Origin of the sequence: Flavobacterium sp. JLP, from assembly GCF_015350755.1 — a bacterium.
Classification (GTDB): Bacteria; Bacteroidota; Bacteroidia; order Flavobacteriales; family Flavobacteriaceae; genus Flavobacterium.
Genome location: NZ_JADKPS010000002.1, coordinates 737,275 through 759,718, shown reverse-complemented (window position 1 = coordinate 759,718; position 22,444 = coordinate 737,275). Strand labels below are relative to the sequence as shown.

The window sequence follows — 22,444 nt, the reverse complement described above, 5'->3', positions numbered from 1 at the left end:
ATAGAAAAAGCTCGTTTAAAAAAATAAACGAGCTTTTTTTATTCTTAGATTAAATTTCCAGATCTAAAATAGAAGTTTTCATTTCTTCAATGATAATTTTAATATCGTTTTCGGTGGTACGCCAATTTACAAATGAAGCTCTAATTCCTTTTCGGTTTTGGTAAACTGTTGGCGTCATAAATACTTTTCCTTTGTCATTCAGAATAGTCAAGAACTGATTTACTTTTTCTTGATTATGATCGCCTTTTAAGGTAAAACAAACATTATTCAGGCGAATTGGAGCCAGCAATTCAAAACTGTCATCTTCGATAAGTTCATTTCCAAAATGCAAAGCCAGATGAATACTATTTTCTACAATATCTTTAAAACCCTCTTTTCCGTAAGCCAACAAAGAAAACCAGGCAGGCAAAGCTCTTAATCGGCGTGAATTTTCAGGCAGTACATTTAAATAATTAAAATTCTCCAGCGGATTACCTAGATAAGGCGCATTTGAATTTTGAAAAGTTTCGATCTGCAAATTCACATGTTCTTTTTTTATCAGGTAGAAAGCACTTTCATATGGCACATTTAGCCATTTGTGACAATCGATCGTGATACTGTCTGCTCCTTCCCATCCTTCTACAAGATGTTTAAACTTCTCAGAAACTGCCGCAAAACCTCCAAACGCCGCATCAATATGCCACCAGAAATTATACTTCTCTTTTAACTTTGATATTGCCTGAAAATCATCAAAATCAGCTGTATTTACAGTTCCAGCACTTGAAATCAAGATAAAAGGCTGTCCGTTTAAATGCTGAATATTTTTTTCTAAATCAACAATATCAATTGCTTCTCGATTTCCTTCTATTGTTTTTACTGAAGTATAATTTTGACTTCCAATACCTAACATTGCCAATGTTTTTATAGAAGATGAATGCGGTGTTGCTGTTAAGATATTTATAGTTTCAGATATTCCGTTTTTCGCAAAATCTTTTCCAAACTGAGTTCCAAACCATTGTCTTGCAACTGCTAAACAGGTAAAATTAGACATAGTTGCACCCGTTACAAATCCGCCTAAAAATGATTTTGGAAGATCTAACAATTGTAATAATAAATTGATGGTTTCAAATTCAATTAATGCCGAAGCGCCTCCCTGAGCTTTTACGGCCTGCGTATTTTGATCGTAAACTGAAGTTAGCCAGTCGCCAACAATAGATGCTGGTGTAGAACCGCCTGTTACAAAACCTAAATATCTCGGACCAGAGGAAGCTACCATTATTGGAGCCATTCTTTCATTAAATTCAGCTAAAGCACCTAATGCTCCTAAACCAAATTCGTTTAAATCGCGGTTTGTATCAATTGTTGCTTTGTTAGAAGTTGGAATGTTTTCGAGATTGTTTAGAAAATCAATTCCTTGTTGTTTGGTTTGATTAAGAATATTTTCAATATTGTTTAAATCGTGCTGTAGTACAGAATTCATCTTTCGTAGATTAATTTTTCATTCAAATTTAATCAATAATTGACATTCGATTTACAGAAAAATCTGGTAATATTTGAGGCTTGGGTTATAAAACTTTTACGATCAAATAATACAAGCCCGCCTAATATCTATACTATGATGAATCATTACACTTTTAAACTAATCCGAGTAAAGTGTTGATATATCGTAAAGCATTATCTACCAGTCATTTATTCTAGCTTTAATTAATTACCATTTTGTTTTTTCAGAAAACCGGGAAATCATCATCGAACAAATTACATCTCCATTTGCATTTAATAACGTAGCAATTGGATCAACCAAAGTTCCTAAAATCATCGCTACTGGCAACGCTTGTTCCATTGGCAAACCATAAACGGTAATCGCCAAAATTTCTCCAATATAACCTCCATTCGGAATTCCGCCTTCAACAATCGAAACTATAACGGTAATTCCCAGCGCCAAAAGTATCGTTAAAGGATCCGTAAAATCTTTCCCAAACATTGCAAACAGCACCGTAATTTTTAGAATAGAAGACATACTCGAACCATCTTTATGCAATGGCCCGCCGAGTGGAATTGCCAAATTTCTAACATGTTTTGGGATTCCCATTTTTTCTGCTGCATCTAGATTTGCTGGAATAGTGGCAATACTGCTGCACGTTCCTACTGCGGTTAAAGACGGCGTTATATTGTTACTCCAAAACACTACAAATGCCCGTTTTCCTCCTGCAATAAAAGCATATATACTAAAAAACACAAAGAAGTAAAAAATACAGGCTCCATAATAAACGCCTAATGGCTTTGCATAAGCACCAAATAATTGTGGTCCGAAAACGCCAACCTGATAAGCAAAATAAGCTCCTAAACCAACTGGCGCTAATTTCATAATGATTCCCAAAAGCTGTTTCATCACTTCATTGCCTGAATCCAGAAAACTTCTAAAAGCACTTCCTTTTTCTCCAGATTGCAAACTAGAAAAGCCAACTAAAAAAGAGAAAATAATAAGCGCCAGCATGCTTTTTCGCGATAATAATTCGAAGAAATCATTTGCCGTAACTAATTTCGCTATTTGATCGCCGATACTGCCAGATTCAATAGTTTCAAGCGGTACTTTAGAAATTACAATACTTTGGTGAATCGGAAAAAGATATACTGCTGTAATCATTACTAAAGCTGATATCAGTATTGTCCCTAAAAAAACAGCAATCATGATAATGAACAATCTTCCTAATTTTTCTGTTTGTTCTAAATTGGCAACAGAAGAAGCAATTGTAAAGAAAATAAGCGGAATGATAGCGGTAAAAAGCAAATTCAAAAATATATCTCCGAGCAGTTTTATAACCTCAACATCTTTTCCAAACACTAATCCTAGAATACTTCCCAAAATAATTCCGCCTAGAAGCCAAAGAATACTGCTGTAACTTTTGATAAAATTGATTTTTTTAACCTCCATAAATTTAAAGTGTTACGATTCAGAAATAGAACTTGAATAAAAAGCAATTAAAGTAGTCAAAAAAAGAATTCAAAAATTAACATTTCAGCTTTTTGTTATTTTTCTAAAACTAAAGTTGTAAAATCTCTATCCACTAATTCGCCCGTTTTGGTTTTTACTTTTTCTGTTAAAGTGGCTATTTTAATAATTTTGAAAGGTGTTTTTTGAACCAGTTTCTCCACTTTTTCAGTGCTGTAAAGTTCAAATTCGAATTTTGTAAAGGGAAGCTGTTTCATAAAACTTTCTTCTGCAAAAGTGATACAGAAAATACCGCTAGGTTTTAAAACGCTATACATTTCTAAAAGCAGTTTTTCAGGCTCTTGCCAGAAATAAATAGTGTTTACCGTAAATATTTTATTGAAAAAGGCTTCTTCAAACGGAATTATATTTCCGTCATAAAGTGAAAAAAAAGCCTGTTTTTGAGAGACAAAATTTCTATTGATTTGGCGTGCTTCATGAAACATTAATTCAGACATTTCGAGTCCATAATATTTCAGTTTTTGTGCTTGTTCGAATAGAAATTCTAAATGTCCTGCATTTCCATGACCTAATTCTAAAATAGAATCTCCCTCTTTTATATTTAAATTTTGGATGGAATTGCGCGTCATGTTGATGTTGGTTTCATGCATCATGTTCGCCATTTCAATTCCTTTTTCTCCCGTTGGATGTTTTAGCTGTGAGGCAATTGCTTGTAATTCTTCATTTTTCATAAGGGTAAGGTTTAAATTCCAAATTTAAATTACTTCGTCAATTCTTTATCGCTCGGATTGAAATTCCAATTATCTTATGATTTTGTCATTTCGACCGAAGGGAGAAATCACACGAGAAACTCCGTATAGAATGTCACCAATCTTTGTCGAATTACGAGTGTGATTTCTCCATTCAGTCGAAATGACAAACTTTAAATTTAAACTCTTAAAAAACCTCACTCGCAATCTGGCGAATATTCTCCGATTTTCCCATTGAATAATAATGCAAAACAGGAACTCCAGCTGCTTTTAATTCAAGAGATTGTTGAATTGCCCATTCGATTCCGACTTGTTTGATTTCAGCGTTATTTTTGCATTTATCAACTGCATCAATTAAATCTTCCGGCAAATCAATTCTAAAAATTTGCGGCAGGATTTGTAAATGTCTTTGGACAGCAATAGGCTTAATTCCCGGAATAATCGGAATAGTGATACCCATTTCTCTTGCTTTTTCAACAAAAGTAAAATATTTAGCATTGTCGAAAAACATTTGTGTTACCACATAATCAGCGCCAGCATCTACTTTTTCTTTTAGTCTTTTTAAATCTGACTGCAACGAAGGAGATTCTAAATGTTTCTCCGGATAACCTGCAACACCAATACAAAAATCGGCTTTGTTGTCGGCATCCATAACTTCATGGAGGTATTTCCCGCAGTTTAAATCATTGATTTGTCGAACCAAATCAATAGCAAATCTGTTTCCTCCAGCTTTAGGAACAAAAGATTGCTCGTCTTTCATCGCATCGCCACGAAGCGCCATTACGTTATTGATTCCCAGATACTGACAATCAACCAGCATATATTCTGTTTCTTCCTGCGTAAATCCGCCACAAAGCAAATGCGGTACAGTATCAACATTATATTTATGTTTTATAGAAGCGCAAATTCCAAGTGTTCCCGGACGCATACGAGTTAACTTTTTATCTAAAAGCCCGTTTCCTTTATCGATATAAATATATTCTTCGCGAGAAGTTGTCACATCAATAAACGGCGGTTTAAACTCCATTAACGGATCAATATTATCGTATAATTCCTGAATGCTTTTCCCTTTTTGAGGCGGAATAAGTTCAAATGAGAATAATGTTTTTCCTTTTGCGTTTTCTATATGTTCTGTTACTTTCATTTCTTAAGTTATGGGTTATGAGTTAAGTGTTTTGAGTGTGTTTGTGTAAAAAATCTGAAATCAAAAACTTAAATCAATCTTTTTATTTGTTTCAAGTTTCAGGTTTCAGGTTTCAAGTTATCCTAAGCAACTTGAAACCTGAAACCTGAAACAAAAATAACTTTTCGTTAATCTGCTATATTAGGATTCAACCATTTCATTGCATAATCTGTTGGAACGTTGCGTCGTTTGGCATAATCTACAACTTGGTCTTCTTTTATTTTTCCAAGTCCAAAGTATTTACTTTTCGGATTCCCGAAGTAATATCCGGAAACAGATGAAGCCGGCCACATTGCCATACTTTCTGTTAGAGTTACTCCAATTTCTTCGGCTACATTTAAAAGCTTCCAGATTGTTGGTTTTTCCAAGTGATCCGGACAAGCTGGATATCCAGGTGCCGGACGAATTCCCTTATAATTTTCTTCGATCAAATCCTCAGTCGACAGTGATTCTTGAGGATCGTAACCCCAGAAATCCTGACGTACTTTTTCGTGCAGATATTCGGCGAAAGCCTCAGCAAAACGATCGGCTAAAGCTTTAACCATAATCGAATTATAGTCGTCTAAATCTTTTTCGAATTCGGCAGCCCATTCGTCAACACCAAAACCTGTTGTAACACAAAATGCACCCATATAATCTGTAATTCCTGAGTCTTTTGGCAAGATAAAATCAGACAAAGCGATGTTTGGAGCACCTTTCGTTTTTTGCGATTGCTGACGAAGCGTTAAGAATTTCTCCAACACTTTTCCGTTTTCATCACGCAATTCGATATCATCATCATCAATTTGGTTTGCAGGGAAGATTCCGTAGATTCCCTTCGCAGTCAATTTTTTCTCGGCTAAAATTACTTTCAGCATTTCCTGAGCATCTGCAAAAACAGAAGTTGCTTCAGTTCCTACAACCTCATCCGTTAAAATTGCGGGATATTTGCCGAACAATTCCCAAGTTCTAAAAAACGGCGTCCAGTCGATATAAGGGACTAAAACATCCAATTCAACTTCGATGATTTGCTTACCAATAAATTTTGGCTTCGTCGGAACGTATTCATTCCAATCCAATTGTAATTTATTTTTACGCGCTTGCTCAATCGTCAGGAAGTTTTTATCTCTTGAACGATTTAAAAACGTTTCTCTAAACGCATCGTATTCTGCACGAATATCGCTTGCATATATTTTACGGTTATGATCTAAAAGATTTCCTGCTACCGTAACGGCTCTAGAAGCATCATTTACGTGAATTACAGTTTCTCTATATTGAGGCGCAATTTTCACGGCGGTATGCGCGCGCGAAGTCGTTGCTCCCCCAATCATAATCGGGATTTTAATTCCTTGTTTGTCTAATTCTTTAGCCAGATAAACCATTTCGTCAAGCGAAGGCGTGATCAGTCCGCTTAATCCGATAATATCAACATTATGCTCAATTGCAGCTGCAATAATTTTTTCCGGAGGCACCATAACACCAAGATCTACAATCTCGTAGTTGTTACAAGCCAAAACTACCGAAACGATGTTTTTACCAATATCGTGAACGTCGCCTTTTACCGTTGCCATTAGGATTTTTCCATTTCCTTGTTTGTCGCCGGCTTGTTTGCTTGCTTCAATATAAGGCAATAAATAGGCAACTGCTTTTTTCATTACACGTGCCGATTTTACTACTTGTGGCAGGAACATTTTTCCGCTTCCAAATAAATCTCCAACTACGTTCATTCCCGTCATCAAATTGATTTCGATAACTTCAATTGGTTTTGTTGCTGCTAAACGCGCTTCTTCAACATCTTCTTCAATAAAGGCATCAACTCCTTTTACCAATGAATGCGTTATACGTTCCTGAACCGTTCCTAAACGCCATTCCTGAATCGCTTTTTCATCACTTTTTACTTCGCCTTTTACATTCTCAGCAAAATCTAAAAGTCGTTCAGTTGCGTCATCACGTCTATCTAAAATTACATCTTCAACATGTTCCAATAAGTCTTTCGGAATATCATCGTAAATCGAAAGCATTTCCGGATTTACAATTCCCATTGTCATTCCGTTCTTGATCGCGTGGTATAAAAACACCGAGTGCATCGCTTCACGAACCGTATCATTTCCTCTAAAAGAGAACGAAACGTTACTCACCCCGCCGCTAATGTGCGCATGTGGCAAGTTATCACGAACCCATTTTGTACCTCTAAAAAAGTCCAAAGCATTTAAACGATGTTCTTCCATTCCGGTTGCAACGGGGAAAATGTTCAAATCGAAAATAATATCCTGCGGAGGAAAACCAACTTTATTAACCAAAATATCGTACGAACGCTGACAAATTTCAACTCTTCGGTCAAAATTATCGGCCTGACCTACTTCGTCAAAAGCCATGATAATCGCTGCTGCTCCGTAACGTTTGATTAATTTAGCATGGTGAATAAAAGCTTCTTCACCTTCTTTTAAAGAAATTGAGTTTACAACGCTTTTTCCTTGTACTACTTTTAGACCTGCTTCGATGATTTCCCATTTCGAACTGTCGATCATAATCGGCACTCTCGAAATATCCGGTTCAGATGCAATTAAATTCAAAAATTTAGTCATTGCCTGAACACCATCAAGCATTCCTTCATCCATATTAATATCGATGATCTGTGCTCCACCTTCTACCTGCTGTCTTGCAATATCAAGTGCTTCGTCATATTTCTCTTCCTTGATCAAGCGAAGGAATTTTCTCGAACCTGTTACATTCGTACGCTCGCCAATGTTTACAAAAACACTTTCAGGCGTAATGATTAATGGTTCTAATCCTGCTAATACAAGGTCTCTTCTTTTTTCTGTCATTTTTTTTAAAGTTACTAAGATTCTAAGATGCTTAGATTCTGAGTTTTTTTATTCTTTGTTTTTATATTAATTAAAGACTTGTATTAAAGTCCTTAAGGTTTAATTTTTTTAATTTCTTCTTGTCTCACACAATCAATAAATTGCTTTAGGACTGTACTATTATAAAAATCCAAGCACTTCATTAAATATAAATTTTGATTAGGATCATATGATTTGTATTCATTTTTATCCCAATTTTCTATCATTTCTTCATATTTTTTATTTCTAAAAATGTATTCTCCTTTTAAGTTTATAGTTTGTACATAACTACTGCCATCTTTATATCTAATTGTTTCTTTTCCTGATAAAGCTTTAGAATAACAATCACAAAATGCTTGATTTTTTACTTTTACTAATTCATTTTCTAAGGCTCTATTTTGATCTTGAGAATAACTTACAAAGCAAAATAGAACTGTGAAGCAAAAAATAAATAAGGTTTTCATAAAATTAAATTTCTGTATGTACTTCTTAAACTATTACTTATAATTTTGGGCGCGTCCCTCCGGTTCGTCACGAACTTCGGGATCGCTATTAGCCTAAATTCTAATTTTGTCGTAATATGGTATATTTTACCATTACTTTCTATTTTGAACTTTTCGTTATTATCAATCTCACTTTTAATACTTTTTAATTCAGATACACAAATATAAATATGGATTCGTCGTATCATACCAACTTGAATTTAAAAAAGCTTTAAATACTTCCCCATCTTCTCAATAAACATTTAATAATATTTATATTTATCATGTATATTTCAATTCATACCTACAAGTTTTTGTCCCGAAGCTTCGGAATTGCAGGAAACTTAAAATATTACGCTAAAACCGGCGCTACTCTCGGCTTATAACCTTTCGCAACCTCAGCAATCAACCTAATATGATCCGGAGTTGTTCCGCAACAGCCCCCGATTATGTTGATTAAATTATCGTCTAAATATTCTTTGATGAATGCCTGAGTTTGTTCCGGCGTTTCATCGTATTGTCCGAATGCGTTTGGCAATCCTGCATTTGGATGTGCCGAAACGTTAAACTGCGTGTGTTGTGCTAATGTTTTTAAATACGGTTTCAACAAATCGGCTCCAAGAGCACAATTGAATCCTACGCTCAACAACGGAATATGTGATACTGAAATCAAAAATGCTTCAACTGTTTGTCCAGAAAGTGTTCTTCCAGAAGCATCTGTAATGGTTCCTGAAACCATGATTGGAATATCGATATTGCGTTCGTCTTTTACTTCTTCAATTGCAAAAAGTGCTGCTTTGGCATTTAAAGTATCGAAAATAGTTTCTACCAATAATAAATCACAGCCACCATCCATTAAAGCTTCAACTTGTTGTTTGTAAGCGATTCTTAAATCGTCAAACGTTACGGCCCTGTAACCCGGGTCGTTTACGTCTGGCGACATACTTGCCGTACGGTTTGTTGGTCCGATTGAACCGGCTACAAAACGTGGTTTGTCTGGATTTTTTGCAGTAAACTCATCGGCTACTTCTCTGGCGAGTTTAGCCGATTCGTAGTTTAATTCGTAAACCAAATCTTCCAGGAAATAATCGGCCATACCGATTGTAGTTCCTGAAAAAGTATTGGTTTCTACGATATCTGCACCGGCTTCGTAATAAGCAGCGTGAACATCGCGAATTGCTTGTGGTTGTGTTATGGATAGTAAATCGTTGTTTCCTTTTAATGGATGCGGGAAATCTTTGAAACGCTCTCCACGAAAATCTTCTTCCGAAAAGTTATAGCGCTGCAACATGGTTCCCATTGCTCCGTCAAGGATTAGGATATTTTTTTTTATTGCTTCCTGAATTGTTATTGCCATCTTATATTTGCCGCAAAGACGCTAAGGCGCCAAGCTTTTTTAATTATGATTTTGAAGGCTCTATTTAAACCCAACAGTCCCGAAGCCTCGGGATTGAAAAGCCTGTCGGATTTAACCTTCGATATTTTTTTTTCAAATTAATTCCAAAAGTGCACAATTGCCTGCTCATTAGCCCCGATTGAGCCGGTATCCTCGCAGTGAAACGGAGAGATATAGGCGAAAGCGGGAACTATTGACAGCAAAAATGCGCCAATGATTCGCTCATGATACTGAATTGCTTCAGTAAATATTGTAAGTTGTCTGGAAAAGTTTGAGAAATACAAGTAATGTATTTGTGTTATCTATCTTTAATACTGGAAAATGTTGTATAAAGTAGAATTTAGCACCTTCTTTATGATAAAGGGTTGCTAAGGTTTCATTGGGTCTATCCCTCCGCCTTTCGTGATAACTGACAATAATTTTAAGAACAGTGCAAAGGTATGAAATAGGCTTTCTATTTGCAAATGTTTTTTTTCTAAGGTTCTGAGGTTCTTAAGTCACTAAGGTTCTAAGGTTCTAAGGTTAAAGCTTGACTTTGATTTTCAAATATAGCCCGCGGTTTCAACCGCGGGGAACATATTGTGATAATTCATTGTTCCTTGTTAATATATTATATTCATGCGTTGTGTTCATGCGTTGTGTTCCAGTGGTTGAAACCACTGGCTATGTTTAATTTGTTTCTAAAAAATAAAGCCCAAACTTTAAAAAGTTTGAGCTTTCTATATAAAAAATCTTAGTCACTTAGAACCTTAGTTTCTCAGCATCTCAGATTAAACTATCGCCTTGACAACTGCTTTTGGAGCTTCTTTACGAGTTCCGTCAAAACCGTCTACACCAGAAACTGTTGTATATTTCAATACGTATTTTTTACCTGGATTGATGATTTGGTATGCCGCCTGACACATTAAAGTTGCTTCGTGGAATCCACAAAGGATTAACTTTAATTTTCCTGGGTATGTGTTTACGTCTCCAATGGCAAAGATTCCCGGAATGTTTGTCTGGTAATCTAATGCATTGTTTACTTTAATGGCATTTTTTTCGATTTCTAATCCCCAGTCTGCGATTGGTCCTAATTTTGGTGTTAATCCGAAAAGCGGAATAAAGAAATCAGTTTCGATTTTACGGTGTGCGCCGTTTTCTTCTATATCTAAAGATTCAACGTGCTCTGCACCATTGATTCCGATAACTTCTGCTGGAGTAATCAATTTGATTTTTCCGGCTGTTTTTAATTCCTGTACTTTTTCTACAGAATCTAGCGCTCCTCTAAATTCATTTCTACGGTGAATTAAAGTAACTTCTGACGCTACATTTGCCAAGAAAATACTCCAGTCTAAAGCTGAATCTCCTCCTCCGGCAATTACAACTCTTTTATCTCTGAATTTCTCCGGATTTTTAATGAAGTATTTAACTCCTTTATCTTCATAAAACTCGATATCTTCAATCAGTGGCTTGCGTGGCTCAAAACTTCCTAAACCTCCTGCGATTGCGATAACAGGCGCGTGAAATTTAGTTCCTTTATTTGATGTTACAATGAAACTTCCGTCTTCTTGTTTTTCGATGGTTTCAGCGCGCTCTCCTAATGTATAACCTGGCTCAAACTGCTTAATTTGTTCTTGTAAGTTATCAATTAAATCTCCTGCTAAAACTTCTGGGAAACCAGGAATATCATAAATTGGTTTTTTTGGATACAATTCTGAAAGCTGTCCTCCTGCTTGTGGCAATGCATCTAAAATATGGCATTTTAATTTTAATAATCCTGCCTCGAAAACGGCAAATAAACCTGTTGGGCCTGCTCCAATTATAAGTATATCTGTTTTAATCATTATGGTTGTTGTTTATAATCATTCTTAATAATACAAAGAAACGAATAATTTATTCTATTTTCAATGATTTTTATCATTGATTTCTCTGCTTAACTTTTTACTCTTTATGTTTTAATGAATCGGTTATCTCGTTCATTCTTTTTACTTTTTCTTCAAAATCGCCTTTCAAGGTTCTTCTGTATTCATTGAGGTTTTCAACCATTTTATTGATGTCCTCCGGAATTACTTCTTCAAAAAACTCCCGCAATCTTTTGGCGGTTGTTGGTGATTTTCCGTTTGTCGAAATGGCGATTTTTACGTTTCCTTTCGTTACGATTCCGCCTAAATAATAATCACATAAATCTGGCGTATCGGCAATATTGCAAATCAAATAACGCTTTCTCGATAAATCGTAAACTCTTTTATTTACTTTTAAATCGTCTGTACAGGCTATTACCATATGGCGTTTTTTAAGCATCTTCTTTTTGAACTTCTCTTCCGTCAATTTAACTGATGGATGCTTTTCTGCTAAAATTTTAATTTCTAAATGAAAATCGGGTGCTACAACCTCAACATTTGCATTTGGACTTGATTTTAGTAAGAAAGAAAGCTTTTCCAGACCTACATTTCCTCCCCCCACAATTAATACGTTTAGATTGTGAAGTTTTAGAAATATTGGATATAATTCGTTTTGTTCCATTTTAATTTATTTTCATCCAATCAAAATTAGATGATTTTTCGATGAATATTGAATTAAATATTCATACGCTCCTGAAGTTGAAGCCTCAGGCTACACTTTTCTTATCTTCCGATTTCTTTCGATAGAAATTCCTCGTAAAACCCTTTTAATTTGTTGCTTTCGCGAACAACTTCTCCTAAAACAATAATTGCTGGTGAACCTAATTCTTTTTGTTTTACAACTTCTAAAATCGAATCTACTGTTCCTACACCAACTTTTTCATCTGCTGTTGTTCCGTTTTGGATGATTGCAACGGGTAAATTTCCTTTATTTTCTTTTTGAAACAAATCGATAATTTGAGGTAATTTTTGCATTCCCATCAAGATCACAACTGTTGCAGAAGATTGAGCTGCCAAAGCCACATCTGCAGATAATTTCCTGTCGGAAGTTGTTCCGGTAATGGCCCAAAAGCTTTCTGAAACGCCACGTTTTGTAATCGAAATTCCCTGACTTGCAGGAACTGCAACTACAGATGAAATTCCGGGTACAACAATTGTTTCGATTCCGAAACTTTCCGCAAAATCAACTTCTTCGCTTCCTCTTCCAAAAATAAATGGATCTCCGCCTTTTAGTCGGACTACATTTCCGTATGTCAAAGCATTATCAACAATTAGTTGATTAATTTGATCTTGCGTATAGGCATGATTTCCGATTCTTTTTCCAACAAAAATTCGGATGGCATTTTTAGGTGCATAATCCAGAATTTCTTCATTGGCCAAAGCGTCATATAAAACCACGTTGGCTTCAGCCAATGCTTTTACAGCTTTGAGCGTAAGTAGATCAGGATCGCCCGGACCTGCACCAACTAAAGTTATTTTGGGTTTTATATTAAGCATTTGCTAATTCTTGAGCTCTGAAAGTTTCGATTTTATCAAAGAAAACTACTGCCTGAGCAATGTAATCTTTAGCGAAAGCTTCAGAAGGTTCATTTTTATTGATTTGGTAAACCAAGTCTTTAAAAGTTGAGTTTAATTCTATTTTATTTTTTTCGATAAAAACGGTATCAAACAAGTCTACAATTCCTGCGTGATTATTTGTTTTTTCATTTTCAGACAGTAACAAAGCTTTTGCTCCATTTACAAATCCTGCATAAGCATGATAAATAGCATCTGACCATTTTTTCTCGTCGAAAGATTCTTGAGCCAAAATCAATTTCTCTTTAGCTTCAAACAATAAAGTTGCTACTAAATCGATCACTACTCCGGCGCATTCTCCAACTCCAACTGCTTTTACGTAATTGTCTGCGTTACCCCAATCTACAAAATCAGCTTCTGTTAAATTGGTAACATCTGCGAAAGGTTTTAAAATTTCATAGAAATATTTCTCTCCTTTTTGATCGTAATAGTTTAGGAATTTTTCTCCGTTTGCATTCGCATCATAATCATTTAAGATGGTACGTAATGCATCTGGTCCTCTACGGCTTGGAATTTTAATTACTTTATCGGCAAATCGTCCTGATCCGTTTCCTAATCTTCCTCCGCCTAATAAAACCTGCAAAGCCGGAGCAACTAATTTTCCTGAATTGATTGACATTCCTTGGAATCCAATTGCAGACATATTGTGCTGTCCGCAGGCATTCATACAACCTGAGATTTTAATTTCGATTTCGCGGTTATTTAAATACTGAGGATATTCGGCATTTAAAACTCTTTCTAATTCTTCTGCAATACCGGTACTACTTGCAATCCCCAAATTACAAGTATCAGTACCCGGACATGCCGTAATATCTCCTGTAGAATTATATCCTAAATGAACAAAGTTCAATTTGGCTAACTCCTGATAAAAGAACGGTAAATTCTCTTCTTTTACGTGACGTATTACAATATTTTGACGCAATGAAAAACGTAATTCATTTGCTGCGTAATTTTTAATTAATGCGGCTAATAATCGTGCTTTATCGGTATAAAAATCTCCTAATAAAACTTTGATTCCAATAGCGTAGTAACCTTCTTGTTTCTGCTTAATTACATTCGATTTTTTCCATGCTTCATAAGCGGCAGTATCTTCGATCGTAACTTGTGGAGCTTCTAATAATGGTTCAGCAATTGGACCTTCAAAAGCAGTCGTATCAATTTCGTATGTTTCAAAAGCGATCGCTTTTTTCTCTTTTTCAACTAAATCAAGAAAAACATCTTTTCCTATTTCTTTGATTAAGAATTTCATACGCGCTTTCATTCTTTTGGCACGTTCTCCGTATCTGTCGAAAATACGAATGATTCCTTCTGCTGTTGGAATGATTTCGTTTACCGGAACAAATTCTGAAAGCAATTCTGCATGTGCTGGCTGAGATCCTAAACCTCCTCCAAACATGATTTTGAAACCTTTTTGTCCATCTTTAATTTTCGGAATAAATCCTAAATCGTGCAAATAGCTCAAAGCAGTATCTTCGTCTGAAGAAGAGAACGAAATTTTGAATTTACGTCCCATTTCCTGACAAATTGGGTTTCTTAACAAATATTGAAAAAGTCCGTGTGCATAAGGCGAAACATCAAATGGTTCGTTTACATCTACACCCGCCAATTCGCTTCCTGTAATATTTCTAACCGTGTTTCCACAAGCTTCACGAAGCGTAATATCATCTTTAGCCAAATCTGCCCAAAGCTCTGGTGTTCTGTCTAGACTTACGTAGTGAATCTGGATATCCTGACGCGTTGTAATGTGTAAACGTCCTGTAGAATATTCATCAGAAACCTGAGTGATACGTACTAATTGCTCGCTGGTAACTTTACCATAAGGCAGTTTAATACGAATCATCTGAACGCCTTCCTGACGCTGTCCGTAGATTCCGCGCGCTAAACGAAGACTACGAAAACGCTCATCATCAATTTTTCCTCCACGGAATAAATGAATCTTTTTTTCTAATTCGATAATCTCTCTTTGAACTATCGGATTTTCTATTTCTGTTCTAAAACTTTCCATTTCTTTTACGCTTTAGGCTTTAGGCTATACGCTTTAAGCTTTATTAACTTTGTGTTTTTCTTGCTTTAGGCTTTAGGCAATAAGCTCTAGGCTTTCTTGCGTACCTTGTTATAAATCTTTTGCTAAAAGCTTATTGCCTAAAGCTTATAGCTTACATCAGGTTTACCTGATAAATCCTACTCCTGCTGTTGTGTTTGTCGCAGTATCAATTAAAATAAAAGCTCCGTTTGATTTATTTTCGTTGTATGAATCAAAATATAACGGTTTGCTTAATTTGATCGTTACTTCTCCAATCTCGTTGATTGCTAATTGAGAAGCTTCTGTCGTTCCTGAATAGTCTGTTGCAATTGTATTTTTAATACTTTCTACTTTTGCCAAAACTCTATTCGTATTATGCTGTATTAAATACTTTGTTCCTGGAACCAGTTTTTTACTATCCATCCAGCAAACTGTTGTCGTAATATCTTTTTCAATTTTTGGAAGCTCATCTGATTTTACAATCATATCTCCTCTCGTTACATTGATATCATTCTCTAATTCAATTGTAATTGAAGATCCCGCAACGGCTTCATCGAATGTTTTATCGAAAAAGTGAATTTTAGATACTTTTGATTCGGTTAAAGAAGGAAGAACCGTAACGGCATCGCCAACTTTAATTGAATTTCCGTATAATTTTCCTGCGTAGCCTCTAAAATCGTGGTATTCTTCTGTTTTTGGACGAATAACAGTTTGAACTGGGAAACGTGCTTTTCCAGCTTCAAAAACATCTGAAGCATGCAGTCCTTCTAAATGTTCTAAAACGGTTTGTCCGTCGTACCATGGCATATTTTCTGATTTATCAACTACGTTTCCACCGTTGATTGCGCTTAACGGAATATAACTTATGTTTTGTTCCTTAAAAGTACTTTTTGCATTTAATGCCTGAAAATCAGCTTTTATTTTATTGAAAACTTCTTCTGAGTAATCCACTAAATCCATTTTGTTGATCGCAACAATTACCTCTTTTACTCTCAATAAATTATTGATAAAGAAGTGACGGTATGTCTGCTCGATAACGCCTTTTCTGGCATCAATTAAAATGATCGAAACCTGAGAAGTTGAAGCTCCTGTAACCATGTTTCTTGTATATTCTACGTGACCTGGAGTATCGGCAATAATGTAACTTTTCTTAGCAGTCGAAAAATAAATATGCGCTACGTCAATCGTGATTCCTTGCTCTCTTTCGGCTACTAAACCGTCTGTCGCTAACGAAAAATCAAGATAATCATATCCTTTTTGTCTGCTGCTTTTTTCGATTGCTTCTATTTTATCAGTTGTCAATGATTTTGTATCGTACAATAATCTCCCGATCAAAGTACTTTTTCCGTCATCTACACTTCCTGCTGTTGCTATTTTTAAAACTTCCATTCTAATATTTTTGTTTCAGGTTTAAAATCTTTTGTTTCAAGTTTCAGGTTTTAAGTTACCTCTTGAACTCAAGTTTAAATCTGTATGTTTTTTTGAATTTTACTTTCTGTTGTTAACTTCTAACATCTAACTTTTAACTTCTTACTAAAAAAATTAAAAGTATCCTTGTTGTTTTCTCTTTTCCATTGCAGCTTCAGAACGTTTGTCATCTATTCTGGCTCCTCTTTCAGAAATGGTTGATTCTCTTATTTCTCCCACGACTTCCTGAATTGTTGCTGCGTAAGATTCAACTGCGGCTGTACAACTCATATCTCCAACGGTTCTGAAGCGAACAATTCGTTCTTCGATTTGTTCGTCTTCTTCCTGATACACATAAGGAGAATGCGACCAGATTAAACCGTCTCTCAAAAAAACTTTTCTTTTATGTGAAAAATAGATTGACGGAATTTCGATGTGTTCTTTTTCAATATAACTCCAAACATCTAATTCTGTCCAGTTTGAAATTGGGAAAACACGAACGTTTTGTCCATTTTCTATTTTTCCGTTTAAAATATCAAACAACTCAGGTCTCTGATTTTTTTCGTCCCATTGTCCGAAATCATCACGAACAGAAAAAATACGTTCCTTTGCTCTTGCTTTTTCTTCATCACGACGTGCACCGCCAATACAAGCATCAAACTTAAATTCTTCAATTGCATCTAAAAGTGTTGTAGTCTGTAAGCTGTTACGGCTTGAATATTTTCCAGTTTCCTCAACCACTTTTCCTTCATCAATAGCATCCTGAACATTACGAACGATCAACTCTAAACCTAATTCCTCAACCAATTTATCTCTGAAAGCAATTGTCTCAGGAAAATTGTGCCCTGTATCTATGTGCAATAGAGGAAACGGAATCTTTGCAGGAAAAAATGCTTTTTGCGCTAAACGCACTAATGTTATAGAATCTTTTCCTCCAGAAAAAAGTAAAACCGGTTTGTCAAACTGTGAAATTACTTCTCTGAAAATGTATATTGCTTCACTCTCTAAAGCGTTTGTTTTTAATACTGAACTCATTGTTTTTTTGTTTGATATTTTGATAGTTTCAAGTTTTAGGTTTCAGGTTTCAAGTTGTCACCTCATCTAAAATCTCCACTCTTTATTCTATAATCTATTTTCTATTCTCTAAAAAAAGTCTTGCCTCTTGCTTCTTTCTTCTAAAAACTTTATTCTATCCTCTGCAGAAGTCTTGCCTCTTGCTTCTTTACTCTTTCTTAGCACTATGCAAACCACATTCTTTATGACTGGATTCCCACCACCATCTTCCGGCTCTGATATCTTCTCCCGGAAAGATTGCTCTAGTGCACGGTGCGCATCCAATACTTACGAAACCTTGTTTATGCAAGACATTTTGAGGAACATTGTTTTCTTGCAAATAAGTTTCAACTTCCTCTAAAGTCCATTTTAATAACGGGTTGAATTTGATGATTTCAAAACCTCCATCGTATTCAAACAACTGTAGATCGTTTCTATTCTCGGATTGTTCTGCTCTTAAACCGGTAATCCAAACTGAGTTTCCTGCCAAAGCTTTTCTAAGCGGAACGACTTTTCGAATAAAACAGCACTCTTTTCTATTTTCAACCGAATCATAAAAACTATTCGGCCCTTTTTGATGCAATAAATTCTCCACCGCTGTTGCTTCTGGAAAATAAACTTCAATCTGTTTTTTATATTTTTTTAATGTTTTATGAAAAACATCATAAGTTTCTTGAAATAATCTTCCCGTGTCAAGTGTAAAAATGGTAATATCCTGATTGCTTTTTGCAATAAAATCTGTAATTACCTGATCTTCCTGACCAAACGAAGTCGAAAAAATTACCTTACCTGGGTATTGATTAGCTAAAAATTTTAAAGTTTCTTCAAGAGAAAAATCTTTTGTTATATCTAATAATACTTCTATATCTTTTGCATTCATATTATTCTCCTTCCTAAGCGTACTATAATAATTTTGATAATGTTTTTAAACTCAGTAATATAATTAAAATCCCCACCGCCACCATCATTGGCTTTCTCTTAATCTTGTTTACCAAAAAAGCAGCTAACGGAGCAGCTATTACGCCTCCTAAAATCAAACCAATGATTACTTGCCAGCCATGAATACCGCCAAAAAGCATAAATGTTATACCACTTGCAAATGAAATTGCAAACTCAGCTGCATTTACTGAACCAATTGTATATCTCGGATTTCTTCCTCTTCCTAATAATGTTGAAGTCACGATTGGTCCCCAGCCGCCGCCGCCAACAGAATCCATAAAACCTCCAAAAAGAGCTAAAATGCTTAATTTTTTAGTCTTCTTCTTTACAATTGTCTTTTTGAGTGCCTTTTTGATAATGATAATGGCCAAAACAATCATGTAAACTGCAATAAATGGTTTAATAATTTCTCCATTAATTACATCAGATAATAAATAAGCTCCTGTTATCGAACCTAACACACCTGGAATCAATAAATGCTTTACCAGTTTTTTATTAATATTTCCAAAACGGTGATGTGAAAGTGCCGATGCTCCCGTTGTAAACATTTCTGAAACGTGTACCGCAGTACTGCTCACCACTGGAGGAACTCCATAAGCCAATAAAAATGAAGTAGAAGTTGCTCCATACCCCATTCCTAATGTACCATCTACTAATTGTGCAAAAACACCAATTAAGAAAAAGACAAGAAGTTCTTGATTAAAACCGCTTACAAATCCGTTCCAGGAAAATTCAGCATAATGATTGTATATCAGTGTAGATAACAAGCCTACCAATAAAATAATAGGTATAGCAACCCATAATTTTTCTTTTATTGACGTATCAGACTTAACACCAACATTATTTAGTTTCAGTTCCTTCTCCATATTGCTATGTTTTTTTTCATTTTTAAAATCCATTATCCTATCGGCTTAGTAGATTACTTTGCAAAAGTAACACTTTTTTTTAAATTCAAAATTTTTTTTGATAATTTTTATCGATTAAAAAGCAATGTCTGCGAGAGAATTACTTTCGAGAATTTTAAGCGTATTATCCCTAACCTCAGTCATTAAGCGTCTTGCTGCGCAAGTTGATTCGTCATCACAATCATCACATTTTTCATAAAAATTGTGACTTGCACACGGAAGCAACGCAATTGGACCTTCGAGAATACGATAAACTTTGGCCATACTGATATCTTTTGGATCTTTTATCAAGTAATAACCACCGCCTTTTCCTTTTTTAGCGCCTAGAAAACCAGAGTTTCTAAGCAATAATAAAATACTTTCTAAAAACTTAATTGAAATATGTTCGCTTCTGGCAATTTCAGCAATTTGTACTGGTTCATTGTTTTCGCGTCTGGCTAAGTAAGTTAAAGCTTTAATTCCGTATTTTGTTTTCTTTGAAAGCACTTATATAAATTTTAGATTGAAGCATGTATGTTAGATTTTAGACAAAACATACATGCTTTATATTTTATGCAACAAAAATATGATTTTTGAGCGAGAATAATAACAGATTAGACAAGTATATTCTACTAAATTAGTATAGTTTAACTAATTTACTTCCTGAACACCAATTAAATTGAATTCATGAAATGACTTCACACTTTCGTCTAAACCTTTTTTGCTTACTACATAAGTATCAGAAATCGAATCATGCCAGCCTCTTGAACCGCCTAAAAAAGTAAGAGCATCAAAAGGAATAAAACGGCATAAGTTTCTTTTAAAAATAGTTCCGAAACTTGGTTTTTCTCCATTTTCATCTACCACAATAGTTCCTGTAATAAATTTACCTATAGATCTTCCAAACAATCCTTCCATTACACTGTAATAAATAAATGATCCTGAAATAAAAAGAAAATTCCATCCAAAATCGCCCAATCCGTCAAGCCAAAGACTAACTGAGTTTAAACCAAATAATCCGTTAATAAGGCCAATTAGAACTAAGATTGCAAAGAAAAGAAATAGAAAAAAAACAAGATCTATAATGTAATTTAAAAAGCGTGCTCCGCCTGATACTAATAAATGTTCATCTAAAATGTAAGTAGAATTACTCATGTGTGGTTGGGTTTAAGTTTTGGTTATGAATACTTTTTGATTTCGCTATTAACAAAAATATACTTTTTACTGAAATAACCTAAAATAAAATAACGATTTTTAACAGTACTAAATTTACAGTCAAAAATCGTTATTTGATAAATCTCAGGTCTTAAAATCTGATACCGAAGCCCTGAAAACTAAAGTCTTAAAATATTTTAAGACAGCGCTTGTCTTAAGTCAGCAATAACATCTTCTACAGTTTCTAAACCAACAGAAACACGAACTAAACCTTGCGTGATCCCAACAGCCAATTGATCTTCTTCAGATAATTTACTGTGTGTTGTCGATGCCGGATGCGTTACAATTGATCTTGTATCGCCAATATTTGCTGATAATGAACAAAGCTCTATTTTATTTAAAAATTTCCTTCCTGCTTCAATCCCTCCTTTAATTTCAAAAGCGATAATATTGCCACCCAATTTCATTTGCTTTTTCGCAACTTCATATTGTGGGTGCGATTTCAAAAACGGATATTTTACACTGTTTACATTTGGATGTGATTCTAAAAATTCAGCCACTTTCAATGCATTTTCGCAGTGTCTTTCTACACGAATGGCCAAAGTCTCTAAACTTTTTGATAAAACCCAGGCATTAAACGGAGATAAAGCCGGACCTGTATTTCTTGAGAATAAATAAATCTGTCTGATTAAATCTTCACTTCCTACTGTAACACCACCTAAAACTCGGCCTTGACCGTCAATCAATTTAGTTGCAGAATGTACGACTAAATGCGCTCCAAATTTAATTGGCTGTTGAATATAAGGCGTTGCAAAACAGTTGTCGATAATTAAAATCAAATTGTGTTTTTTCGCTATATCTCCTAACAATTGCAAATCAATTACATCGACACCAGGATTTGTAGGCGATTCTGCGTATAATATTTTCGTGTTTGGTTTGATTAAAGCTTCGATCGTTTCAGGCTTATTAATCTCAAAATAAGAAGTTTCGATATTCCATTTTGGAAAATAAGTAACGAATAATGCATGCGTAGAACCAAAAACGCTGCTTGCAGAAACAATGTGATCTCCAGCATTTAACAAAGCCGCAAATGTTGAATATACTGCTGCCATTCCCGTTGCGAAAGCATAACCAGCTTCTGCACCTTCCATTTTACAAATTTTATCAACAAACTCTGTTGTATTAGGATTGCTGAAACGGCTGTAAATGTTTCTTTCTTTTTCTTCTGTAAAAGAAGCTCTCATATCTTCGGCATCTTCAAATACAAAGCTTGACGATAAGTATAATGGCACCGAATGCTCTAAATACTGAGTTCTTTCTAATTGTGTTCTTATGGCTTGAGTTTCAAAACCCAATTCTTCTTTATTCATTGTGTTGTTATTTTTTTGTTTCAGGTTTGAGGTTTCAAGTTTCAAGTTCAAACCAAACTTAAAATCTAAACCAAAACGAGTCTAATCACTTATTCAATTATAGCATTATCTAATTGACTAATTCTCTAATTCTTATAATATTTCGTTGTTTAAAACAACTTTGTAGCTAATGGTTGCTGTTGGTTCAACAGTTTTCGCAACTGAGCAGTATTTCTCGAAAGAAAGCTGTGCGGCGCGCTGCGCTTTCTCAGGAATGATATCGCCTTCTAAATAGAAAATCACATCGATTTCCTTAAAAGGTTTTGCTTCGTCAACCTGTACGCGAGTTCCTTCGACCTCAGCATTAAAAGAAGTAATTTCCTGACGCTGTTTTTTTAAAATCGAAATCATATCAATTGCACTGCATCCTGCAACGCCCATTAATACAAGCTCCATCGGACTGGCGCCTAAATCGCTTCCACCGAATTCGGCTCTGCTGTCAACGTCAACTACGTGTCCGCGTTCATTTTTTACTTTAAAATGAAATGCGTCATTTACTCTGTTTAAAGTTACTTTCATTGTGTTGTTATTTTTTTGTTTTGTTATAGTCTTGTAAAT

The 22,444-nt window shown here is 35.0% G+C and carries 19 protein-coding genes and 1 riboswitch; all 19 genes read right to left on the bottom strand.

Going from position 1 to position 22,444, the window contains the following annotated elements:
• Window positions 1-49: 49 nt before the first annotated feature.
• The gene (locus tag IRZ83_RS08705) at window positions 50-1,459 is read right to left on the bottom strand and encodes a pyridoxal phosphate-dependent decarboxylase family protein (protein WP_194568130.1); all 1,410 of its coding nucleotides are present in this window, start codon (window positions 1,457-1,459) and stop codon (window positions 50-52) included.
• 228 nt (window positions 1,460-1,687) lie between these two features.
• Window positions 1,688-2,911: a dicarboxylate/amino acid:cation symporter gene (locus IRZ83_RS08700; protein ID WP_194568128.1), complete on the bottom strand. Its 1,224-nt coding sequence runs from the start codon at window positions 2,909-2,911 to the stop codon at window positions 1,688-1,690.
• A gap of 95 nt (window positions 2,912-3,006) precedes the next feature.
• Entirely contained in the window at window positions 3,007-3,660 is a 654-nt protein-coding gene (locus IRZ83_RS08695) for a class I SAM-dependent methyltransferase (RefSeq protein ID WP_194568126.1), read from the bottom strand.
• A 205-nt stretch (window positions 3,661-3,865) separates the two neighbouring features.
• Window positions 3,866-4,822 (bottom strand): methylenetetrahydrofolate reductase [NAD(P)H], encoded by a 957-nt coding sequence (metF, locus tag IRZ83_RS08690; protein ID WP_029271853.1) that lies wholly within the window; start codon window positions 4,820-4,822, stop codon window positions 3,866-3,868.
• Between the two features lie 167 nt (window positions 4,823-4,989).
• Window positions 4,990-7,665, bottom strand: a complete 2,676-nt coding sequence (metH, locus tag IRZ83_RS08685; protein WP_194568124.1) for a methionine synthase — start codon at window positions 7,663-7,665, stop codon at window positions 4,990-4,992.
• A 92-nt stretch (window positions 7,666-7,757) separates the two neighbouring features.
• A complete protein-coding gene (locus IRZ83_RS08680) occupies window positions 7,758-8,147 on the bottom strand; it encodes a hypothetical protein (protein ID WP_194568122.1) in 390 nt (129 codons plus the stop codon).
• Window positions 8,148-8,517: 370 nt separating this feature from the next.
• Window positions 8,518-9,522, bottom strand: coding sequence for a homocysteine S-methyltransferase family protein (locus IRZ83_RS08675; RefSeq protein ID WP_194568120.1), 1,005 nt, complete (start codon window positions 9,520-9,522; stop codon window positions 8,518-8,520).
• Between the two features lie 334 nt (window positions 9,523-9,856).
• A riboswitch (SAM riboswitch) is annotated at window positions 9,857-9,973 on the bottom strand.
• A gap of 358 nt (window positions 9,974-10,331) precedes the next feature.
• Window positions 10,332-11,384 (bottom strand): NAD(P)/FAD-dependent oxidoreductase, encoded by a 1,053-nt coding sequence (locus tag IRZ83_RS08670; RefSeq protein ID WP_029271849.1) that lies wholly within the window; start codon window positions 11,382-11,384, stop codon window positions 10,332-10,334.
• A 97-nt stretch (window positions 11,385-11,481) separates the two neighbouring features.
• Entirely contained in the window at window positions 11,482-12,063 is a 582-nt protein-coding gene (locus IRZ83_RS08665) for a bifunctional precorrin-2 dehydrogenase/sirohydrochlorin ferrochelatase (protein ID WP_194568118.1), read from the bottom strand.
• Window positions 12,064-12,164: 101 nt separating this feature from the next.
• Window positions 12,165-12,938: a uroporphyrinogen-III C-methyltransferase gene (cobA, locus tag IRZ83_RS08660; RefSeq protein ID WP_194568116.1), complete on the bottom strand. Its 774-nt coding sequence runs from the start codon at window positions 12,936-12,938 to the stop codon at window positions 12,165-12,167.
• Window positions 12,931-15,021, bottom strand: a complete 2,091-nt coding sequence (locus IRZ83_RS08655) for a HEPN domain-containing protein (protein ID WP_194568115.1) — start codon at window positions 15,019-15,021, stop codon at window positions 12,931-12,933. Before IRZ83_RS08655 ends, cobA begins: the two co-directional genes overlap by 8 nt.
• Before the next feature lie 162 nt (window positions 15,022-15,183).
• On the bottom strand, window positions 15,184-16,428 hold the full coding sequence (locus IRZ83_RS08650; RefSeq protein ID WP_194568114.1) for a sulfate adenylyltransferase subunit 1: 1,245 nt from the start codon (window positions 16,426-16,428) through the stop codon (window positions 15,184-15,186).
• Between the two features lie 153 nt (window positions 16,429-16,581).
• Window positions 16,582-17,481, bottom strand: coding sequence for a sulfate adenylyltransferase subunit CysD (gene cysD / locus IRZ83_RS08645; protein WP_194568109.1), 900 nt, complete (start codon window positions 17,479-17,481; stop codon window positions 16,582-16,584).
• A gap of 187 nt (window positions 17,482-17,668) precedes the next feature.
• Window positions 17,669-18,379, bottom strand: a complete 711-nt coding sequence (locus IRZ83_RS08640; RefSeq protein WP_194568107.1) for a phosphoadenylyl-sulfate reductase — start codon at window positions 18,377-18,379, stop codon at window positions 17,669-17,671.
• Between the two features lie 22 nt (window positions 18,380-18,401).
• Window positions 18,402-19,304, bottom strand: a complete 903-nt coding sequence (locus IRZ83_RS08635; RefSeq protein ID WP_029271842.1) for a sulfite exporter TauE/SafE family protein — start codon at window positions 19,302-19,304, stop codon at window positions 18,402-18,404.
• A 114-nt stretch (window positions 19,305-19,418) separates the two neighbouring features.
• Complete coding sequence (locus IRZ83_RS08630; protein ID WP_029271841.1) at window positions 19,419-19,829, bottom strand: RrF2 family transcriptional regulator; 411 nt, start codon at window positions 19,827-19,829, stop codon at window positions 19,419-19,421.
• A gap of 144 nt (window positions 19,830-19,973) precedes the next feature.
• Window positions 19,974-20,477, bottom strand: coding sequence for an RDD family protein (locus tag IRZ83_RS08625; RefSeq protein WP_029271840.1), 504 nt, complete (start codon window positions 20,475-20,477; stop codon window positions 19,974-19,976).
• A gap of 197 nt (window positions 20,478-20,674) precedes the next feature.
• Complete coding sequence (locus tag IRZ83_RS08620; RefSeq protein ID WP_194568105.1) at window positions 20,675-21,847, bottom strand: trans-sulfuration enzyme family protein; 1,173 nt, start codon at window positions 21,845-21,847, stop codon at window positions 20,675-20,677.
• A 132-nt stretch (window positions 21,848-21,979) separates the two neighbouring features.
• Complete coding sequence (locus IRZ83_RS08615; protein WP_029271838.1) at window positions 21,980-22,405, bottom strand: OsmC family protein; 426 nt, start codon at window positions 22,403-22,405, stop codon at window positions 21,980-21,982.
• Window positions 22,406-22,444: the final 39 nt, after the last annotated feature.